Annotated in this window: 19 protein-coding genes; 15 read left to right on the top strand and 4 right to left on the bottom strand. The window is 62.7% G+C overall.

Annotated features, from left to right (window positions below; all coding sequences use genetic code 11):
* Positions 1–3: 3 nt before the first annotated feature.
* Positions 4–1,032 (bottom strand): branched-chain amino acid ABC transporter permease, encoded by a 1,029-nt coding sequence (locus LC343_RS07775; RefSeq protein WP_223476538.1) that lies wholly within the window; start codon positions 1,030–1,032, stop codon positions 4–6.
* A gap of 114 nt (positions 1,033–1,146) precedes the next feature.
* Complete coding sequence (locus LC343_RS07770) at positions 1,147–2,493, bottom strand: substrate-binding protein (protein ID WP_223476537.1); 1,347 nt, start codon at positions 2,491–2,493, stop codon at positions 1,147–1,149.
* A 300-nt stretch (positions 2,494–2,793) separates the two neighbouring features.
* Between LC343_RS07770 and LC343_RS25120 the strand changes: the two genes are divergently transcribed.
* The 4 genes from LC343_RS25120 (at position 2,794) to LC343_RS07755 (ending at position 5,896) form a co-directional block, all read left to right on the top strand.
* Positions 2,794–2,916 (top strand): hypothetical protein, encoded by a 123-nt coding sequence (locus LC343_RS25120; RefSeq protein ID WP_274384737.1) that lies wholly within the window; start codon positions 2,794–2,796, stop codon positions 2,914–2,916.
* A gap of 111 nt (positions 2,917–3,027) precedes the next feature.
* Positions 3,028–3,603, top strand: a complete 576-nt coding sequence (locus LC343_RS07765) for a MaoC family dehydratase (RefSeq protein ID WP_223476536.1) — start codon at positions 3,028–3,030, stop codon at positions 3,601–3,603.
* Positions 3,600–4,760 (top strand): CaiB/BaiF CoA transferase family protein, encoded by a 1,161-nt coding sequence (locus tag LC343_RS07760; RefSeq protein ID WP_223476535.1) that lies wholly within the window; start codon positions 3,600–3,602, stop codon positions 4,758–4,760. The genes LC343_RS07765 and LC343_RS07760 overlap by 4 nt, the downstream gene beginning before the upstream one ends.
* A complete protein-coding gene (locus LC343_RS07755; protein WP_223476534.1) occupies positions 4,757–5,896 on the top strand; it encodes a type 2 periplasmic-binding domain-containing protein in 1,140 nt (379 codons plus the stop codon). Before LC343_RS07760 ends, LC343_RS07755 begins: the two co-directional genes overlap by 4 nt.
* A gap of 106 nt (positions 5,897–6,002) precedes the next feature.
* Here LC343_RS07755 and LC343_RS07750 read toward each other — a convergent pair whose 3' ends face one another.
* Positions 6,003–6,839, bottom strand: coding sequence for an amidohydrolase family protein (locus LC343_RS07750; RefSeq protein WP_223476533.1), 837 nt, complete (start codon positions 6,837–6,839; stop codon positions 6,003–6,005).
* A 69-nt stretch (positions 6,840–6,908) separates the two neighbouring features.
* A complete protein-coding gene (locus LC343_RS07745) occupies positions 6,909–7,691 on the bottom strand; it encodes an IclR family transcriptional regulator (protein WP_223476532.1) in 783 nt (260 codons plus the stop codon).
* A 167-nt stretch (positions 7,692–7,858) separates the two neighbouring features.
* Between LC343_RS07745 and LC343_RS07740 the strand changes: the two genes are divergently transcribed.
* The 11 genes from LC343_RS07740 to LC343_RS07690 all read left to right on the top strand — a co-directional run bounded on the left by LC343_RS07740 (position 7,859) and on the right by LC343_RS07690 (position 18,069).
* Positions 7,859–9,175, top strand: coding sequence for an ABC transporter substrate-binding protein (locus LC343_RS07740; protein WP_223476531.1), 1,317 nt, complete (start codon positions 7,859–7,861; stop codon positions 9,173–9,175).
* 112 nt (positions 9,176–9,287) lie between these two features.
* A complete protein-coding gene (locus LC343_RS07735) occupies positions 9,288–10,184 on the top strand; it encodes a carbohydrate ABC transporter permease (RefSeq protein ID WP_223476530.1) in 897 nt (298 codons plus the stop codon).
* 2 nt (positions 10,185–10,186) lie between these two features.
* Positions 10,187–11,053, top strand: a complete 867-nt coding sequence (locus LC343_RS07730) for a carbohydrate ABC transporter permease (protein ID WP_223476529.1) — start codon at positions 10,187–10,189, stop codon at positions 11,051–11,053.
* Between the two features lie 2 nt (positions 11,054–11,055).
* Positions 11,056–12,153 carry an ABC transporter ATP-binding protein gene (locus LC343_RS07725; RefSeq protein ID WP_223476528.1) on the top strand — a complete coding sequence of 366 codons (1,098 nt, stop codon included), beginning with the start codon at positions 11,056–11,058 and terminating at the stop codon, positions 12,151–12,153.
* A gap of 4 nt (positions 12,154–12,157) precedes the next feature.
* Positions 12,158–13,279, top strand: a complete 1,122-nt coding sequence (locus tag LC343_RS07720; protein WP_223476527.1) for a mandelate racemase/muconate lactonizing enzyme family protein — start codon at positions 12,158–12,160, stop codon at positions 13,277–13,279.
* Between the two features lie 3 nt (positions 13,280–13,282).
* The gene (locus LC343_RS07715; protein WP_223476526.1) at positions 13,283–13,612 is read left to right on the top strand and encodes an L-rhamnose mutarotase; all 330 of its coding nucleotides are present in this window, start codon (positions 13,283–13,285) and stop codon (positions 13,610–13,612) included.
* A complete protein-coding gene (locus LC343_RS07710; protein ID WP_223476525.1) occupies positions 13,605–14,678 on the top strand; it encodes a Gfo/Idh/MocA family protein in 1,074 nt (357 codons plus the stop codon). The genes LC343_RS07715 and LC343_RS07710 overlap by 8 nt, the downstream gene beginning before the upstream one ends.
* Positions 14,679–14,680: 2 nt before the next feature.
* Entirely contained in the window at positions 14,681–15,133 is a 453-nt protein-coding gene (locus tag LC343_RS07705) for a MaoC/PaaZ C-terminal domain-containing protein (RefSeq protein ID WP_223476524.1), read from the top strand.
* An 18-nt stretch (positions 15,134–15,151) separates the two neighbouring features.
* Positions 15,152–15,886 carry an SDR family oxidoreductase gene (locus LC343_RS07700; protein WP_223476523.1) on the top strand — a complete coding sequence of 245 codons (735 nt, stop codon included), beginning with the start codon at positions 15,152–15,154 and terminating at the stop codon, positions 15,884–15,886.
* A gap of 23 nt (positions 15,887–15,909) precedes the next feature.
* The gene (locus LC343_RS07695; protein WP_223476522.1) at positions 15,910–17,205 is read left to right on the top strand and encodes an L-fuconate dehydratase; all 1,296 of its coding nucleotides are present in this window, start codon (positions 15,910–15,912) and stop codon (positions 17,203–17,205) included.
* 24 nt (positions 17,206–17,229) lie between these two features.
* Positions 17,230–18,069 (top strand): fumarylacetoacetate hydrolase family protein, encoded by an 840-nt coding sequence (locus LC343_RS07690; RefSeq protein WP_223476521.1) that lies wholly within the window; start codon positions 17,230–17,232, stop codon positions 18,067–18,069.
* Positions 18,070–18,193: the final 124 nt, after the last annotated feature.

The raw sequence follows: 18,193 nt of genomic DNA, 5'->3' as shown, positions 1-18,193 counted from the left end.
TTCTTAGTCCTCCATCACGCCCTTGCGTCCCATCAGCCCGCGCGGCAGCGTGAGCAGGATAATGACGGCAACAAGATAGATGATGATCTGGTCGATACCGGGCAGGATGGACTTCACCTCGTTCATCGAGGCAAAGCTCTGAAGGATGCCGAGCAGGAAGCCGGCCAGGACGGCGCCGGAAAGTGATCCCATGCCGCCGACGACCACGACCACGAAGGACAGGACCAGGAAGTCCATGCCCATATGGTAGTCGGGCGGTAGAACCGGCGTGTACATGGCGCCGGCCACGCCTGCGACGGCCGCGGCAAGCCCGAACACGATGGTGAAGCGGCGCTGGATGTTGATGCCGAGCAGCCCGACCGTCTCGCGGTCCTGCATGCCGGCGCGCACGACCATGCCGAAGGTGGTGAATTGCAGGAAGGCGAAGACGCCGAAGATTACGAGCGCCGAGAAGACGAAATAGATAAGCCGCCACCACGGATAGATGACGTTGTCGCCAAGCCCGATCCATGCGCCGACATTCGCGGCGCCGGCAAACGCGTCAGGGGCCGACTGCGGAATTGGATTGGCGCCGAAATAGTGGCGCACCAGTTCCTGCAGGATAATGGCGAGACCGAAGGTGACAAGGATCTGGTCGGCGTGCGGTCGCTTGTAGAAGTGCTTGATCAGGCCGCGTTCCATGATCACGCCGACAATGCCCATGACCACGATGGCGAGCAGGATCGACATCGGAACCGACCATTCCAGCAGGAAATTGCTGACATCGGCGCCGAACCATTGCTGCAGGTAGGGAATCTTCTCCTTCAGCGGATTGCCGAGGAAGTCCACCTCGGTTTCGCTCACCCGCTCGAACGAGATGTTGAAGATCCGGTTGAGTGTCACCGCGCAGAAAGAGCCCATCATGAAGAGGGCGCCATGCGCGAAGTTGACGACACCGAGCGTTCCGAAAACGAGCGTCAGGCCAAGCGCGATCAGCGCGTAGGCGCCGCCCTTGTCCAGTCCGTTCAGAATCTGAAGGAATATTGCATCCATAACGATATACCGCCGAAGTGGTCCGACGGCTCCTCCCGTTCGGACCTTGATTGTACCCTGTTGCCAACCGGCCGCCAAACAGGCGGCCGGTTGATCTTGTGCAGAAGGTAAGGCTTACGCCGCGCCGTCGTTGTACGGGCCCAACTCGCCGCCGAGCAGATCGACGGGGTATTCAACCTGGGCGCGCGGCGTGACTTCCACCACTTCGAGAAGGTCGAACGGCGATGACGGGTTTTCCTTACCCTTCACGACCAGAACGTCCTTGAAGCACTGGTGGTCTTCGGCGCGGTACAGGACCGGACCGTTGCCGAGGCCGTCGAACTCGAAGCCCTCGAGAGCGGCGCCGACCGCGCTCGGGCGGAAGGTTTCGGCACGCTGGCAGGCATCGGCGTAGAGGATCGCCTGGCAGTAGCAGGTGTGCGCGGCCTGGGACGGCGGGAAGCCGTACTTCTCACCGAACGACTTGACGAAGGCCTTGGAGGCGTCGTCCTGCAGCGACCAGTGCCAGTTGGTCGAACCGAAGATGCCCTTCGCGGCATCGCCGGCGCCCTGCACCATGAGGCGCGAGTAGAGCGGAACGACGATCACGAAGTCCTTGCCGTTGACCTGCTTGTCGCGGAGGCCGAACTGGACGGCCTGGGTCAGCGAGTTGACCATGTCCTTGCCGTAGTGGTTCAGCACCAGCGTATCCGCGCCGGAATTGAGGATCGGCGTGATGTACTGCGAGAAGTCGCCCGCGCCGACAGGCGTGCGGACAGCTGCGACAGTTTCCCAACCGAAGGGCTCGGTGTATTTCTGCATCGAGCCTTCCTGGCTCCAGCCCCAGGTGTAGTCGGCGGTCAGGTGATACACCTTGCGGTCACGGCCGTAATTCTTCTCGAGGATCGGTGCCAGCGCGGCGCCGCTCATCTCGGTGTTGAAGAAGTGACGGAACCCGTTGGCGCGCTTGTCCTTGCCGGTCGTGTCGTTGGAGTGGGTCAGGCCGGCCATGAAGATGACGCCGGCTTCCTGACAGAGGCCCTGGACGGCGATGGCGACGCCCGAGGACGAACCGCCAGTGATCACGACAGCGCCGTCATTCTCGATCATGCGCTTGGCCGATGCGCGAGCCGCATCCGACTTGGTCTGCGTGTCGCCGGTCACGAAGGCGACTTTTTTGCCGTTGACGCCACCCGTCAGAGCTTTCGACGAGAAGGTGTCCAGCATGCCGCCGCCGCCGGCATTGATGTGTTCGACGGCGAGTTCGTATGCACGAAGCTCGTCGGCGCCCTCATCGGCGTAGGCGCCGGTCTGCGGCACGTTGAAACCGAAGGTGACCGTGTCACCGGTCGGGGCGTTGCGATAGTCGTTGCTCTGCGCGAGCGCGCCGCGGGTAAAGAAATACGGTGTTGCCAGCGCCACGGATGCGGCGCCGCCGTATTTAAGTACGGAACGGCGATTGACGATGAGTTTCTTGCTCATAGGGCTCCTCCCAAAGAGTGAACTTGTTTCCGGATAAAGAACTTCCGGGAAAACCCGGCCGGAGCGTCGTAAGTAACGGATCGTCCGCAACCGCCGCAATTATCCATTGTGCGTACAGACCGCCGCAAAAAGACTCTCGATCTGCTGCGGTTGCCCAATTTTTTGGCAGTTTTGCGCCGTATCGTCGTGTTGCATCGATACTGTTCGCGGAAGTCCTTCCGCCAGATCGCTCCCGAATTCGCTCGGTAAGGTGTGTTTGACGCCTTCCCGCAATTGATTCTCAACGCCCGGGTCGTGCGAATGCCGAGACCTATGGGCGCGCTGTCCGGCTATCTCATCGCGATGAAGGACCCCGATATTGCGGAAGAGGGCGCGACCCGAGACGTCTTCGAAGCGCCGGCGCGGGATTACACAAAAGCCTGATGGATGCCGCTCTCGACCTGAAGTCGGTGCTGCTCAGCCGGTCCGGATTCGACGCTTGCACCGTGCTCCCATATGTGAATATATTATTTACATAAGAATTTGGGAGGAATCATGGGAACCCCTTTTGCACCCACGGTCGGGGTGTCCAGCACGCATCCGTCGGACATGCCCGGCGATCACGCGGACATCCCCGTGTGGAATTCGGAGAACTGGTTCTACGAGGACTGGCAGCCCGGACACCGCATTCGCTCCCTGCGGCGCACGATCGCCGAGGGCGAGAGCCACCTGTTCAATACGCTGGTGGTCGATATCCACCCTTACGTGCAGGACCAGAACTTCGCCGAAAGCGAAGGCATATTCGGCCGCAGGCTGGTGGCCGGGGCTTTCGTGTTTTCCGCCGGACTGGGGCTTGTGGCCACCAATTGCATCAATGCCTTTTCATACGGCTACGACAAGCTGCGCTTCATCAAGCCGGTCTTCATCGGTGACACGATCTACACGATCCGGACCAACCTCGACAAAAAGCCGAAATACGAGGAGATGGGGCTCATCCGCGCGTCCTATGAAGTGTTCAAGGGCGAGGGCGAACTCGTCCTCTACTGCGAGCACCTCCAAACCGTAAAATACCGCAGCCCGGCTCACTTCGCGGACCAGGTGGAACGCAAGAGCGAACAGAAAGCATCATGACAACCAGTTCCGATTTGCCGCTTGCCGGGCTCGTCGTGCTCGACATGAGCCAGTTCCTGTCGGGCCCCTATGCGACATTGCGCCTGCAGGATCTCGGCGCGCGAGTCATCAAGATCGAGCGCCCGGGCGCGGGCGACCTTTCCCGCACGCTCTATCTCAGCGACACGGAGATCGGCGGGGATTCGACGATTTTCCACGCCATCAATCGCGGCAAGGAAAGCCTTGCAGTCGACCTGAAGAATCCCGACGACCTCACCCGCCTCAAGAGCCTGATCGCCAGGGCGGATGTGCTTGTCCAGAACTTCCGGCCAGGCGTCATCGAGCGTATCGGGCTCGACTATGAAACCGTCCGCGCGATCAATCCGCGCCTCGTCTATGGCTCGATCAGCGGCTATGGCGAGGAGGGGCCGTGGGTCAAGCGGCCGGGACAGGACCTGCTGGCCCAGGCGCGGTCCGGGGTCATGTGGCTGAGCGGGGACGATGGCGACGGCCCGGTGCCGATGGGCCTTGCGGTCGGCGACATGTTCGCCGGGGCAGCGCTGGCGCAGGGGCTGCTCGCCGGCCTCGTCAAGCGCGGCATGACGGGCGAGGGCAGCCATGTCCAGACGAGCCTGCTGGAGGCCCTGGTCGATTTCCAGTTCGAGGTTCTGACAACCTATCTCAATGACGGGCGGCGCATGCCGAAACGGTCCGGCTTTCGCAGCGCGCATGCCTATCTCTCCGCGCCCTATGGCGTCTACGAGGCGAAGGACGGTTTCATCGCCATCGCGATGACGCCGATCTCGCGGCTGCGCGACCTGATGGGGCTGGAATCGCTCGATCCCTATTGCGCCGATCCGGCCAGCTGGTTCACCGCGCGAGACGACATCAAGAAGCTCATCGCCGGCGCGATTGCGACGAAGACGGTGGACGCGTGGATGCAGATCTTCGAACCCGCCGATATCTGGTGTTCGCCGGTGCTCGACTGGGACGATCTGATGGAAAGCGACGGCTTCAACGTTCTCGACCTCCTCCAGACGGTCGAACGCGAGGACAATGTTTCGATCATGACGACGCGCTCGCCGATCCGGGTCAATGGCGAACGGCCGGTCGTCGGCCGCGCCGCGCCGCGCGTCGGCGAGCATACGGCGGCGATCGTCGAGGAGTTCGGTCTTTGAGCGCCATCCGCCTGAAAGGCATGACGTGGAGCCATCCGCGCGGCTACGATCCGATGATCGCCTGCTCGCACCTTTGGGCGGAGAAGACCGGTGTTCACATCGACTGGGACAAGCGCTCGTTGCAGGACTTCGAATCCTACCCGGTCGAGGATCTGGCGCGATCCTACGACCTGATCGTTATCGACCATCCTCATGTCGGCGAGATCACCGCGCAGAACTGCCTGGTCCCGCTTGATCGGCACGGCACGGGCGAGGCGCGGGAGAGGCTTGCGGCAGGAAGCGTCGGGGGCTCCTATGAAAGCTATGAATGGGAGGGTCATCAATGGGCCTTTCCCATCGATGCCGCGGCGCAGGTGCAGGCCTGGCGTCCGTACCTGATCGGGGCGGCGCCCACTCGCTTCGACGAAGTGATGGACCTTGCCGCCAAAGGCAGGGTGATGATCCCGATGCGGCCGCCGCATTCGCTGATGACGTTCTATACGCTTGCGGCCAATCTCGGCATGCCCTGCGCGACCGAAGGCCCGGGCGACCTGATCGCACCGGATGACGGGGGGCGGGTCTACGAGACAATCGCCGGCCTGATGCGCCATGTGCCGGATGCATGTTACGCCATGGACCCGATCGCGATCTTCGAGCGGGTCTGCGAGGCGGATAGCGGGATCGCCTGCGTTCCGTTCATCTACGGCTATGTCAATTACGGAATAGCGGGCTTCCGGCCGAACCGGCTCGCCTTCGCAGATATTCCGGATGCGGGCGGGGCCGGGCCGGTTGGCTCGGCTCTCGGCGGCACGGGCATCGCGGTATCGGCATTCTCGGACCGCATTCCCGAGGCCGCCGAATTCGCCTATTGGATCGCGAGCGGCGAGGTGCAGCGCGGACCGTTTGCTGCCGCCGGCGGACAGCCGGGCCATGCGGACGGATGGGACGACGAGACGGTCAATGCGGCGACCAGTGATTTCTATCGCAACACACGCCGCACGCTGGATAATGCCTGGATACGGCCGCGCCACAAGGGCTACATGGCATTCCAGACAGCGGCGTCGGAGCGTTTGAACGAGGGACTTCTCGCTGGCGAAGCAGGCGCGTCGGTCATCGCCGACATCAATGCGATGTTCGCGAGGAGCTTCGGCGCGTGAAATTCAGCTTCTGATTTAAACATCAGCATCGGAATGCGCATTCGAGCCAAAGACGAGAGGCGGCGCATTTTGAGTCTATTGTAATCTGAAATGCACCGGGCGCTCGCTAAAGGCTCCAGATCCGCCGGGCGTTTTCCGAGAGCAGTTTGCGGCGCTCGTCTTCGCTTGCGCCTTCAAGCAGCGCATGGGTTGCCGCGACCCATGCCATCAGGCCGCCGCCGAGTGTACAGACCGGCCAGTCGCTGCCCCAGACCACGCGGTCCCAGCCGAAGCTTTTGATCGTATGTTCGACCCAGGGGCGCAGCGTGTCCGCGATCCAGGTCTCGGCGTCCGCATAAGCGACGACGCCGGAAATCTTGGCGACCACATTCGGCCGTTTCGCGAGCTCGGCGATCCCGTCCTGCCAAGGCTGGCGCGCGTCGCCCGCGATGTCCGGCACGCCGCAATGATCGAGGATGAAGGTGACGTCCGGCGCGAGATCGGCAAGCGCGATGGCCTTGTCCAGTTGGCGGGGCAGGACGCAGAGATCAAAGGTCAGTCCGGTGCCGGCAAGCAGCTTGATGTTCTCTCGAAACCGGGCGCCCTCCGACAGGTCGTCTTGCATGACGTGCAGCACGCGGCGGAAGCCCTTGACCAGCGGATTGGCCTGCTGGCGTTCCAGATAGGCCGCAAAGCCCTCGTCTTCCGGACGGCAGGAGGCGATGGCTGCAACGATCAGGCTGTTCGGGCGGTCGGCGAGCGTGCCGATATAGGCCGTCTCGTCCTCGATCCTCTCGGGCGCGACATCGACTTCCATGTGGAATGTCGCGTCGATACCGGCCCGCCGCGCCTCGAGCTTATAGTCGTCATAGGTCCAGTTCCGGTTAAGCGGCTCCACCCCGGCAAGCCACGGATAGTCGAGGGCTGTCTGGTCGATGACGTGCAGATGGGTGTCGACGATCATGGTGCTTCCTCCTCGCGAGCCGTGTCGCCAATATGCTCCCACAGGAGAATAGATTATTCAAATAAGAATTTATGCGGTCTGTTTTGTGCCCGCCCCGGCCAGTTCGGAGAGCTGCCGTGTCGTCTTGGTGAGTATCTCCAGCGTCTCGGTGATGTCGGGCGCCTGGGGCACGTTGACCAGCGTGATATAGGGGATCGTCAGCGATGCGATGGCGCGTCCGTCCGGTCCGAGAATGGGGGCCGAGAGGTTGTAGACGCCGGCCGTCTGCGCGCTCGGCATCATCTCGTAACCGCGCTCGCGAATCTGGTCGAGCCGGTCGAAGAACTCCTTCGCCATCGTCGGATGCTCGGTGCTGCGCGAATACTCGTTGATCATCATCAGCCGCTCTTCCTGCGATCGGAAGGCCAGCAGAACGTGACCGGAGCCGGTGTCGTAGAGGCTGATATGGGAGCCGACGCGGATCGAAATGCCCCAATAGCCGGGGGCTTCGAGCTGGGCGACGACGACCACCGAACCGCGGTCGAAGACGGCGAGCTGGTTTGCCTGCCGGGTTTCTTCGGCCAGTTCGCGCATGAAAGGCGTCGCGAAGGAGACCAGCCGGCGCACCGGTGCATGCGACTGCGCCAGGCCGAACAGCTTTAGCGTCAGCGAGTAGCGGTCGCCGTCGATACGGGTGACGTAGCCGCGGCGCACGAGACGATCGAGCATGCGGTAGAATTCGTTGGGGCTGCGGCCGAGCCGCTTGGCGATCTCGGCCTGGGTGAGGCCGCCGTCGATATCGGCAAGCAATTCCAGGATATCGAGACCCTTGTCGAGGGCGGGTGCCCTGTAGCGGTCGTCTTCCTGTTCCATGCTTTTCTCCGTGAATGCTGTCATTCATATACGCATACAAAATCCAAATAACAATCAAGGAATACCTTGACCGCCAGTGAAGAAGGTGTTTGTATATGAATGAACCACTCATCAGTGAGGGTTTGGGCGGATCGCCCATCATGATCAAACGTCTCGGGAGGAGGCTCATGAACAAGCTATTGGCCGGCGTATCCGCCGGTGTCCTCGCATTTGTTGCCGGCGGGGCTGCGCTCGCGCAGGACTTGCCAGGCAAATTCGAAGGCGTCACCATCGATGCCAAGCTGATCGGCGGTCAGCAATATGAAAACCTCTATTCGCGTATCGCGGATTGGGAAGCCGCGACCGGCGCAAAGGTCAACGTCATCTCCAAGAAGAACCACTTCGATCTCGACAAGGAGATCAAGTCGGATATCGCCGTCGGCGCCGTGAACTGGTGCGTCGGCTCCAACCACTCATCCTTCGCGCCGCAATATCCGGGCATCTATACCGACCTGAACGCGCTGCTTCCGGCTGAAGAAATCGACGCCTATGTCGATGCCAACATCGCCGCCTCGACGCTCGACGGCAAGCTGGTGATGCTGCCGCGCGCGCAGTTCGACGTCTCGGCGCTGTACTACCAGAAGGACATCTACGAGAACGAGGACAACAAGGCCGCGTTCAAGGAGCAGTACGGCTACGATCTTGCGCCGCCGGACACCTGGGAGCAGGTGACCGACCAGGCCAAGTTCTTCGCCAATCCGCCGGACTTCTACGGCACGCAATATGCCGGCAAGGAAGAGGCCATCAATGGCCGCTTCTACGAGATGCTGCGCGCTGAGGGCGGCGAATATCTCGACGCCGACGGCCGTCCGGCCTTCAACTCCGAAGCCGGCGTCCGCGCTCTGAACTGGTTCGTCGATCTCTACTCGGCCAAGGCGGTTCCCGCCGGCACGACCAACTATCTCTGGGACGATCTCGGCCAGGGCTTTGCCTCCGGCACCGTGGCGATCAACCTGGACTGGCCGGGCTGGGCAGGCTTCTTCAACGATCCGGGCGCATCCAAGGTTGCCGGCAATGTCGGCGTCGTGGCGCCGCCCAAGGGGTCCTCGGGCGCACGCACCGGCTGGTCGGGCCATCACGGCTTTTCGGTCACCGAGAGCTGCGAGAACAAGGAAGCGGCCGCGTCGCTCATCTGGTTCCTCACCAATGAGGACAGCCAGAAGCTCGAAGCCGCAGCCGGTCCGCTGCCGACGCGGGATGCCGTCTGGGACTGGGTGATTGCCGAGGCCGCGGACGATCCGTATCGCAAGGAAGTGCTGCAGGCCTTCCAGGAAGCCGCCAAGGGTGCCTATCCGGTTCCCCAGTCGCCGTCCTGGATCGAGATTTCCAACGCCGTCTATCCGCAGCTTCAGGCCGCGATCCTCGGCGACAAGACCACGCAGCAGGCGCTCGACGACGCGGCTGAAGAGGCCCAGGAAATCCTCGAGGACGCCGGAGAGCTTTAAGCTTCCTCCCGAAAGGGCGCGGCTCGGTCGCGCCCTTTTCCCTTGACCGGACCGCCGGGCCAAAGACACTGGCGACGGCCCGCACTCCACGCGAAAAGAACACGAGGAAACAATGAGAGGGTGGAAGCCCGCGCCGCATGTGCTCCTGCTTTTGCCGGCTTTCATCGTGCTGGCGGCAGTGGTCGTGGTGCCGCTTATGCTGTCGCTCTATTCGAGCTTCACGCCGTTCCGGCTGACGCGGCCGGATTCGATTTATACCTTTATCGGTTTCCGCAACTATGAGCGCCTGCTGACCGACAAGGATTTCTGGATCGCCTTCGGGCGCACCGTCCTTCTGCTCACCTTCGCGCTCAACCTCGAAATGGTGCTGGGTCTTCTTCTGGCCCTGCTGGTCGAAAAGGCCTCGCGCGGACAGCGGATCCTGCGCACCATCATGATGTTTCCGATGATGTTCTCGCCGATCCTCGTCGGCTTCCAGTTCAAGTTCATGTTCAATGACAATATCGGTCTCGTGAACAACGCCCTGCAGTCGCTGGGCCTGACCGATCGGGCGATCCCGTGGCTCATCGACGGGCAACTGGCTTTCATCTCGATCCTGATCGCTGAAATCTGGTCCTCGACGGCGGTCTTCGCGATCTTCATTCTCGCGGGCCTGATGGCGATGCCGCGCGAGCCGCTCGAGGCGGCCAAGGTCGATGGCTGCACGCCCTTGCAGAGCTTCCGCTATGTGACGTGGCCCTTTGTCATGCCCTTCGCCTTCATCGCGATGACCATCCGCTCGCTCGATATCGCGCGCGCCTATGACATCGTGAAGATCATGACCGATGGCGGCCCCGCCGGCCGCACGGAAATCCTCTGGAAGCTGATCGCGCGAACCGCCTACTCCGATGCCCGCATGGGCCTCGCCAACGCAATGGGCTACATCGCGATCCTTCTGTCGATCCTGTTCACGCTGCTGTTCTTCCGGCAGCTCGCAAAAGCCCGCCAGCAAGTCGGCGCGGAGTGGTGACCATGGACGAGAACGCCGGACATCGCCTCAAACGCAGTCTCCTGAAGGCCGGTCATCTGATCGGGCTGTTCCTGGCCATGGCGATCATCTGCCTGCCGGGTTTCTGGATCGTGCTGTCGTCTTTGCGCCCGACCGTGGAAATCATGGCCAAGCCGCCGGTCTGGATTCCCAACGAGATTTCGTTCGACGCCTATGTCGCGATGTTTTCCGGCGTCGGGCAGGGCGGAATCCCGGTTCTGGAGTATTTCCGCAACTCGGTGATCATCTCGGTCACCTCGACCGTCATCGCGCTCGCGGTGGGCATGGCCGGCGGTTACGCCTTCGCGCGCTATCGCTTCCGGGGCAAGACGGCGATCTTCCTCGGCTTCATGCTGACGCGCACTGTGCCGGGCATCGCATTGTCGCTGCCGTTGTTTTTCGTCTATGCGAAGCTCGGCATCATCGACACCCATTTCGGCATGATTCTCGCCTATGTGGCGCTCAACGTCCCGTTCACGGTGTGGCTGATCGACGGCTTCTTCCGCCAGGTCCCGCGCGACCTCGCCGAGGCCGCCCAGATCGACGGCTGCACGCGCTGGCAGGCTTTCTGGCAGGTCGAATTCCCGCTGGCGCGCCCGGGCATCGCCTCGGCCGGCATCTTCGCCTTCCTGATCTCGTGGAACGAATTCGCCCTGGCGTCGCAGCTGACGCGGTCGACCAATTCCAAGACGCTGCCGGTCGGCCTGCTCGACTACACCGCCGAATTCACCATCGACTGGCGCGGCATGTGCGCGCTGGCCGTGGTGATGATCATCCCGGCGCTCACACTCACTTTCATCGTTCAGAAACACCTCGTCTCCGGTCTCACCTCCGGCGCGGTGAAGGGATAGACATGGCTACCGTCTCGCTGAAGAACCTGGTCAAGAAATACGGAAATCTCGAGGTGGTGCATTCCATCAACCTGGAGGTCCAGGACCGCGAATTCATCGCGCTGGTCGGCCCGTCCGGGTGCGGCAAGTCGACCTCGCTGCGCATGATCGCCGGGCTGGAGGACATCACCGGCGGCGAGATCCGTATCGGCGACCGGATGGTCAACGACCTGCCGCCGCGCCAGCGAAACATCTCGATGGTGTTCCAGTCCTATGCGCTCTATCCGCATATGAGCGTGGCCGAGAATATGGGCTTCTCGCTCAAGATCGCCGGCCGCTCGCAATCGGAGATCGACGCGGCCGTGGCGCAGGCGGCTCAGACGCTCGGGCTGGAGACCATGCTGGAACGGCGTCCCTCGCAATTGTCCGGCGGACAGCGCCAGCGCGTTGCCATGGGCCGCGCCATCGTGCGCGATCCCGACGTCTTCCTGTTCGACGAGCCGCTCTCCAATCTCGACGCCAAGCTGCGCATGCAGATGCGTACCGAGATCAAAAAGCTGCATGCCAAGGTCCAGTCCACGGTCATCTATGTCACCCACGATCAGGTCGAGGCGATGACGCTCGCCGACCGGATCGTCATCATGCGCGACGGCCATATCGAACAGGTCGGCGCGCCGGAGGAAGTCTTCCAGCGGCCGGAAACCCGTTTCGTGGCCGGATTCATCGGTTCGCCGACCATGAATTTGCAGGAGGCGAGCGTCGATGACGGCAAGCTCGCCTTCGCCAATGGCGACACGCTGCCTTTGCCGGCCGAGTTTCGCGATGCAGTGACCGCGGGTCAGAAGGTCGTGTTCGGCCTTCGGCCGGACGATCTTTATCCGGCCGGTCACGGCATCCATTCCGGCGAGGCGCATGACGTGCACACGGCCTCGGTGCCGGTGTCGATCACCGAGCCGCTCGGCAATGAGACCCTCGTCTTCGCAGAGTTCGCGGGCGAGGACTGGATCGCGCGGATGCTCAATCCCAGACCGTTGCAGCCGGGTCAGACCGTCGACCTCAGCTTCGACCTCAGCCAGGCGCATCTGTTCGACGCCGAAACCGGGAAGACCCTGAGGAGGTAAGCCGATGGCGCGTATCGAAAAAGTCGAGCTTCGCATGGTCGACCTGGTCCCGAAGGTCAGGCGGACCGATGCGATACAGAGCTTCGTCAGCCAGGAAACGCCGATCGTGACGATCACGGATTCCGATGGCGCGGTCGGCACCGGCTACAGCTACACGATCGGCACCGGCGGTTCGTCGGTCATGCGCCTTCTGGTCGACCATCTCGCGCCGCGCCTGATCGGCCGCGACGCCGACATGATCGAGGGCATATGGCACGAACTCGAATTCGCCACCCACGCGACCACGATCGGCGCGATCACCTCGATCGCGCTCGCCGCCGTCGATACGGCGCTTTGGGATTTGCGTGCGCGCAAGCAGGGACTACCGCTGTGGAAACTCGCCGGTGGGGCCAAGGATCGCTGTCCGCTCTACACCACCGAGGGCGGCTGGCTGCATATCGAAACGCAGGCGCTTGTCGATGACGCGCTCGACGCGAAATCGAAGGGCTTCACCGGTTCGAAAATGAAGATCGGACGGCCACACGGGTCGGAGGATTTCGAGCGGCTGTCAGCGGTGCGCGCCGCCGTCGGCGACGGCTACGAGATCATGACGGACTGCAATCAGGGCTTCACCGTCGACGAGGCGATCCGCCGTGCCGATCGGTTGCGCGAACTCGATCTCGCCTGGTTCGAGGAGCCGCTTCCCGCCGACGACATCGACGGTCATGTCCGCTTGTCCCGATCGACCGCGACGCCGATCGCCATTGGCGAGTCGCTCTACTCGATCCGCCATTTCCGCGAATACATGCAAAAGGGCGCCTGTTCTATCGTGCAGGTCGATGTCGGCCGCATCGGGGGCATCACCCCATGGCTGAAAGTCGCGCACGCGGCCGAGGCCTTCGACATTCCCGTCTGCCCGCATTTCCTGATGGAACTGCATGTCAGCCTGACCTGCGCCGTGCCGAACGGCAAATATGTCGAGTACATCCCGCAGCTCGACGACCTGACGTCCAGCCGCATGGCCATCGAGGACGGTCACGCGCTGGCCCCGTCCGAACCGGGCATCGGTATCGACTGGGATTGGGACGCGCTGCGGGCAAAGAGCATCCCCGAATTCACGACGACGGTCACGCAACGGGAGGAGTAAGCCATGCAGCGTATGGGAATGGTGATCGGCCTGAAGCCGGAGAAGGTCGCGGAATACAAGCGCCTGCACGCGGCGGTCTGGCCGGAGATCCTCGACATGATCTCCCAATGCGACATCCGCAACTATTCGATTTTCCTCAAGGAGCCGGAAAATCTGCTGTTCGGCTATTGGGAATATCACGGTACGGATTTCGCCGCCGATGCCGCCAAGATGGCCGCCGATCCGAAGACGCAGGAATGGTGGGACGTCTGCATGCCCTGTCAGGAGCCGTTCGAAACCCGTGCGGACGGCGAATGGTGGGCGATGATGGCGGAGGTCTTCCATCATGCCTGAGCGTTTCGATCCCAAGACGCTGCGCCAGTCCTGGCCGCTGCCCGCCGATCCGCGCCCCATCGTCACCTTCGGCGCGGGGTCCATCGTCAGTGACGCGCATTTCCCCGCCTACAAGAAGGGCGGGTTCCCGGTCGCGGGCCTTTATGATCCGGATATCGAGAAGGCCGAAAAGCTTGCCTCCGAGTGGGGCGTGAAGGCGTATTCCTCCATCGAGGAAGCGGCGGCAGAGCCCGGAGCGATCTTCGATCTGGCGACGCCGCCCAAGGTTCATGCCGACGTTCTGCGCGCCTTGCCGGACGGCGCGGCCGCCCTGATCCAGAAGCCGATGGGCTCCGACCTCGCCGGCGCGACGGAGATTCTGAAGATCTGCCGCGAGAAGGATTTGAAAGCGGCGGTTAATTTCCAGCTCCGCTTCGCACCGATGATGCTGGCCTTGAAGGACGCCATCGCGAAAGGGTGGCTCGGCGAGGTGGTCGATTTCGACGCCTGGCTGGCGCTGGCGACGCCGTGGGAGTTGTGGGCCTTCCTGAAGGGCCTGCCGCGCATCGAGATCACCATGCACTCGATCCATTACCTGGATCTCATTCGCCAGATTCTCGGCGACCCGCAAGGCGTCCACGCGAAATCGCTGGGTCATCCGAGCCACGATATGGCGCAGACGCGCACCAGCGCGATCCTCGACTATGGCGACACCGTGCGCTGCGCGCTGTCGATCAATCACGATCACAAATTCGGCCGCAAATATCAGGCCTGCGAGTTCCGCGTCTGCGGCACCGAGGGCGCGGCCTATCTGCAGCTGGGCGTGAACCTCGATTATCCCCATGGCGAGCCGGATATCCTGGAGATTCATCCGAAGGGCGGTGACGCGTGGGTTTCCGTGCCGCTCGAGGGTGCATGGTTTCCGGACGCCTTTGTCGGCCGCATGGCCAATCTCCAGCGCTTCGTATCCGGCGAGGATGCCGAACTGGTGAGCTCGGTCGAGGACGCCTGGAACACGATGGCGCTCGTCGAGGCTGCCTATGCCTCCTCCGCATCGCCCGCGACACCGCTTGAACAAAGACCCTGACGATGGAACAGACGATCTATTTCGAGGACTACGAACTCGGTCATGAGCGCATGACCTATGGCCGCACGATCACGGAGACCGACTTCGTGGTCCATGCCGGCCATACCGGCGATTTCTTCCCGCATCACATGGATGCCGAGTTCATGAAGACGCAGTCTTTCGGCCAGCGCATCGCCCACGGCACGATGGTCTTTTCCATCGGGGTCGGGCTGACGGCGAGCGTCATCAATCCGGTGGCGTTTTCCTATGGTTATGACCGGCTGCGTTTCGTCAAGCCGGTCTTCATCGGCGACACGATCCGCTCCCGCGTGACGATCGTCGCCAAGGATGACGATCCGAAACGTCCGGATGTTGGCCGCGTTGTCGAGCGCACGGAAGTTCTCAACCAGCGCGACGAGGTCGTTCTCGTCGCCGATCACATTCACATCGTGGAACGCAAGAACAAGCCCGCCTGACGGGCCGACGGAGACGACATGACGGATTGGGTCACGGACAAGACCGTATTGGTGACAGCGGCCGGGCAGGGGATCGGACGCGCCACGGCGCTGGCCTTCGCCGCTGCCGGCGCGCGCGTGGTCGCGACCGATATCAACGAAAAGACGCTGGCGGAGCTGGCTGGCGAGACGGGGATCGAAACCCGCAGGCTCGACGTGCTGAAGGACGACGATGTCCGCACCGCCGTCGCGGAGGTGGGACCGGTGGATGTGCTGTTCAACGGCGCCGGTTTCGTCCATGCGGGGTCGATCATGGAGATGAAGGACGAGGAGTTCGATTTCGCCGTCGATCTCAACGTCCGCTCGATGATCCGGACCATCCGCGCGGTGCTTCCTTCGATGCTGGAGCGCGGCGGCGGATCGATCATCAACATGGCGTCGGTCGCAAGCTCCATGAAGGGCGTTCCGAACCGCTTCGCCTATGGCACCACCAAGGCCGCCGTGATCGGCCTGACCAAGGCCGTGGCCGCCGACTATGTCGGCCAGGGCATCCGCTGCAACGCGATCTGTCCCGGCACGGTGGAAAGCCCGTCGCTTCACGATCGCATGCGGGCCCAGGGCGATTTCGAAACCGCCCGCGCGGCCTTCATTGCGCGCCAGCCGATGGGCCGCATCGGCTCGCCGGAGGAAATCGCCGACCTGGCGCTGCACTTCGCCAACGCGACCTACACGACCGGCCAAGCCTACGCCATCGACGGTGGCTGGACGATCTGACAACGCCCGAAGGACGCAACCTCGTGACCAAGATCACCGGCCTCAAGACATTCGATCTCCGCTTCCCGACGTCGCAGAACCTCGACGGGTCGGACGCGATGAACCCGGATCCGGACTATTCGGCCGCCTATGTCGTGCTGACGACGGACACGGACGGGCTGGAAGGCCATGGACTGACCTTCACCATCGGTCGCGGAAACGAGATCTGCGTCGCGGCGATCGAGGCCATGCGCCATCTCGTCGTCGGTCTGGACCTCGACTGGATAATCGAAAACCCGGGCCGCTTCTGGCGTCATGTCACCTCCGACAGTCAGTTGCGCTGGATCGGTCCGGACAAGGGCGCGATGCATTTGGCGACGGGGGCGATCGTCAACGCGGTTTGGGACATGATGGCCAAACATGCCGGCAAACCCGTCTGGAGGCTGGTGGCCGAGATGAGCCCGGAAGAAATCGTCGATATCGTCGACTTCCGCTATCTGACCGACGCCATCACGCGCGAGGAGGCTCTGGCGATCCTCAAGGCCGCCGAGCCGGGCAAGGCGGACCGGATCGCGAAGCTCGAGGCGAGCGGCTATCCCTGTTACACGACCTCGGCCGGCTGGCTCGGCTATCCCGACGAAAAGCTGCGCCGTCTGTGCCGCGAGGCGGTGGAGGCCGGCTACACCCATGTGAAGCTGAAGGTCGGGCGCGATGTCGACGACGACATCAGGCGCCTTCGCATCGCCCGCGAGGAACTGGGACCCGACCGCTTCCTGATGATCGACGCCAACCAGGTCTGGGAGGTCGACGAGGCCGTCGACTGGGTGAAGAAACTGTCCTTCGCCGATCCCTATTTCATCGAGGAGCCGACCAGCCCGGACGACATCGCGGGCCATCGCCGCATCCGCGAGGCGGTCGCGCCGGTGAAGGTGGCGACCGGCGAGATGTGCCAGAACCGCATCATCTTCAAGCAGATGATTGCCGGCGGTGCGATCGACATCGTGCAGATCGACTCCTGCCGCATGGGCGGGTTGAACGAGGTGCTTGGCGTCCTCCTGATGGCCGCGAAATTCGGCCTTCCCGTCTGGCCGCATGCCGGCGGCGTCGGGCTGTGCGAATATGTCCAGCATCTTTCGATGATCGACTTCGTGGCGGTATCGGGAACCATGGAAGGGCGCGTGATCGAATATGTCGATCACCTGCACGAGCATTTCGTCGAACCATGTGTTATTCGCGATGCGGCTTACATGCCGCCTTCGAGACCCGGCTTTTCCATCGAGATGAAACCGGCCTCCATCGAGGGTCACATCTTCCACGGCGGTTCGACCAAGGCCGCCTGACATAGAGTTCCAGAGGATACATTCATGAAACTGCTGCGCATCGGTGAACCCGGACACGAAAAACCCGCCATCCTCGATGGCGACGGCAAGGCGCGTGACCTGTCTTCCATTGTCGCCGACATCGCCGACGGCGTATTGCGGCCCGACAGCCTCGCCGACATCGCGAAGCTGGAACTGGATGCGCTGCCGGAAATCGCCGGCGGCCGCATCGGTCCCTGCGTCGGACGCGTCGGCAAGTTCATCTGCATCGGCCTGAACTATTCGGACCACGCCGCGGAAACCGGCGCGGATGTGCCGGCCGAACCGGTCATCTTCATGAAGGCGACGAGCGCGATCTGCGGCCCGAATGACGAGGTGAGGATCCCGCGCGACTCCAAGAAAACCGACTGGGAGGTCGAACTCGGCGTCGTGATCGGCGAGGGTGGCGCCTATATCGATGAAGCGGACGCGCTGAACCACGTCGCGGGCTACTGTGTGGTCAACGACGTTTCGGAACGTGAATTCCAGATCGAGCGCGGCGGCACATGGGACAAGGGCAAGGGCTGCGACACGTTCGGCCCGATCGGCCCGTGGCTCGTCACCGCCGACGAGGTCGCCGATCCGCAGCAACTGAAGATGTGGCTCGAGGTCGACGGCAAGCGCTTCCAGGACGGTTCGACCGAAACCATGGTCTTCGGTGTCGCGCATCTCGTCAGCTATGTCAGCCGCTTCATGAGCCTGCAGCCGGGCGACATCATTTCCACCGGCACACCGCCCGGCGTCGGCATGGGCCAGAAGCCGCCGGTCTACCTGAAGGGTGGCGAAGTGATCGAACTCGGCATCGAGGGCCTTGGCACCCAGCGCCAGACCGTCGGCAGGGCCTGACCGGCCGATAACTCAACTTTGAATGACGCGGACCGATTGAGGTCCGTGTCGGAAGCGGCGGATGTGTCGCCGCTTCCAAACGCACCCCCTTGTTTCGCGACCGCCACCCTCCGGCGGCGCGAAC

The organism is Oricola indica, assembly GCF_019966595.1.
GTDB classification, from domain to species: Bacteria; Pseudomonadota; Alphaproteobacteria; order Rhizobiales; family Rhizobiaceae; genus Oricola; species Oricola indica.
This window is presented reverse-complemented; position numbering and strand designations above follow the sequence as displayed.

Coding starts and splice junctions, on each gene's coding strand:
- LC343_RS07775 (WP_223476538.1), bottom strand. CDS start 1,032: ATGGATGCAATATTCCTTCAGATTCTGAACGGACTGGACAAGGGCGGC.
- LC343_RS07770 (WP_223476537.1), bottom strand. CDS start 2,493: ATGAGCAAGAAACTCATCGTCAATCGCCGTTCCGTACTTAAATACGGC.
- LC343_RS25120 (WP_274384737.1), top strand. CDS start 2,794: ATGCCGAGACCTATGGGCGCGCTGTCCGGCTATCTCATCGCGATGAAG.
- LC343_RS07765 (WP_223476536.1), top strand. CDS start 3,028: ATGGGAACCCCTTTTGCACCCACGGTCGGGGTGTCCAGCACGCATCCG.
- LC343_RS07760 (WP_223476535.1), top strand. CDS start 3,600: ATGACAACCAGTTCCGATTTGCCGCTTGCCGGGCTCGTCGTGCTCGAC.
- LC343_RS07750 (WP_223476533.1), bottom strand. CDS start 6,839: ATGATCGTCGACACCCATCTGCACGTCATCGACCAGACAGCCCTCGAC.
- LC343_RS07745 (WP_223476532.1), bottom strand. CDS start 7,691: ATGGAACAGGAAGACGACCGCTACAGGGCACCCGCCCTCGACAAGGGT.
- LC343_RS07740 (WP_223476531.1), top strand. CDS start 7,859: ATGAACAAGCTATTGGCCGGCGTATCCGCCGGTGTCCTCGCATTTGTT.
- LC343_RS07735 (WP_223476530.1), top strand. CDS start 9,288: ATGAGAGGGTGGAAGCCCGCGCCGCATGTGCTCCTGCTTTTGCCGGCT.
- LC343_RS07730 (WP_223476529.1), top strand. CDS start 10,187: ATGGACGAGAACGCCGGACATCGCCTCAAACGCAGTCTCCTGAAGGCC.
- LC343_RS07725 (WP_223476528.1), top strand. CDS start 11,056: ATGGCTACCGTCTCGCTGAAGAACCTGGTCAAGAAATACGGAAATCTC.
- LC343_RS07720 (WP_223476527.1), top strand. CDS start 12,158: ATGGCGCGTATCGAAAAAGTCGAGCTTCGCATGGTCGACCTGGTCCCG.
- LC343_RS07715 (WP_223476526.1), top strand. CDS start 13,283: ATGCAGCGTATGGGAATGGTGATCGGCCTGAAGCCGGAGAAGGTCGCG.
- LC343_RS07710 (WP_223476525.1), top strand. CDS start 13,605: ATGCCTGAGCGTTTCGATCCCAAGACGCTGCGCCAGTCCTGGCCGCTG.
- LC343_RS07705 (WP_223476524.1), top strand. CDS start 14,681: ATGGAACAGACGATCTATTTCGAGGACTACGAACTCGGTCATGAGCGC.
- LC343_RS07700 (WP_223476523.1), top strand. CDS start 15,152: ATGACGGATTGGGTCACGGACAAGACCGTATTGGTGACAGCGGCCGGG.
- LC343_RS07690 (WP_223476521.1), top strand. CDS start 17,230: ATGAAACTGCTGCGCATCGGTGAACCCGGACACGAAAAACCCGCCATC.